Source organism: Teichococcus vastitatis (assembly GCF_003604215.1).
GTDB lineage: Bacteria > Pseudomonadota > Alphaproteobacteria > Acetobacterales > Acetobacteraceae > Pseudoroseomonas > Pseudoroseomonas vastitatis.
Genome location: NZ_QXGS01000211.1, coordinates 1 through 684 on the forward strand (window position 1 = coordinate 1; position 684 = coordinate 684).

Below are 684 nucleotides of genomic sequence, written 5' to 3' on the forward strand. Positions count from 1 at the left end.
CGATCAGCCCTGGCGCATCATGTCCATCGGCCTGCGCGAATGGGCTCATGGGTTCTGATCAATGGGATTTGGTATAAATCGTGATTCGTATGGAGGAGGCCGAGCCGGTTAGCGGCGGTGATCTGACCTTAAACCGGGAAACTGGTCCGCCCATTCTGAGAGTTTTCCGGCAGGATTGTTGACCTGAACGGAGGCTGGGCTGATGCGGATGAACCACGACACGGAAGTGCGGATCGCCGTGGCCCTGAAGCAGGCGGAACTGGGCACGGCGGTGGCCGGGGTGTGCCGCAAGATGGGTTTGTCGGAGGACCACCTTCTTCCGCTGGAAACAGAAATACGCCGGTCTGGGTCCTTCGGAGTTGCGGCAGCTGCGGCAGCTCCAGGAAGAGAACACCAAGCTGAAACGCCTGGTGGCCGACCTCAGCCTGGACAAGGCCATGCTGCAGGAGGTGCTGGCAGAAAAGCCCTGACGCCTGGCCGTCGGCGCGACCTTGTCCGGCACGTGCAGGACAGGTTCGGGGTGAGCGAACGCCGGGGATGCGCGGCCCTGCGCTTCCACCGCTCTTCACAGCGCGACCGCTCCGGCCGCGACGACCAGGCGCCCCTGAGCTCGACTTTGGCCATCTGAGGCGGGTGTAGGCGGCGAGGCGGGTGACTGGCTAGGCTGGCGTGTCCCCGCCAAGA

Annotated in this window: 1 pseudogene; it reads left to right on the forward strand. The window is 64.0% G+C overall.

Going from position 1 to position 684, the window contains the following annotated elements:
* Window positions 1-202 precede the first annotated feature (202 nt).
* Window positions 203-607, forward strand: a pseudogene (locus tag D2K64_RS25870) (transposase); the annotation flags it as partial.
* Window positions 608-684: the final 77 nt, after the last annotated feature.